Genomic DNA, 222 nt, shown 5'->3' with positions numbered 1-222 from the left:
GAGGGGATGTGTCTCGAGGCGGTGAGGCAAATCGGCTGGGCGTTGCGACATATGCCGTGGCCTCTCCGGACGCGGGAGATGTGCCTCGAAGCAGTGAAGCAAGACGGCAGGGCGTTGAAATATGTGCCTAAGAAACTTTGGACAAGAGAAGTCTGCCGCGAAGCAGTGAGGCAGGAAGGCGGTGTGTTGCATTATGTTCCGGAAGACCTCCGGACGCGGGAG

At 59.0% G+C, this 222-nt stretch carries 1 protein-coding gene; it reads left to right on the top strand.

Annotated elements, in window-relative coordinates:
• Nucleotides 1–6: 6 nt before the first annotated feature.
• On the top strand, nucleotides 7–222 hold a 216-nt coding region (locus E1297_RS51010), incomplete at its 3' end, for a DUF4116 domain-containing protein (RefSeq protein WP_209015507.1).

Source organism: Roseibium sp. RKSG952 (genome assembly GCF_009711355.1).
The sequence above is the reverse complement of the archived record's forward strand: the minus strand, read 5'-3'. Positions and strand labels throughout refer to the sequence as shown.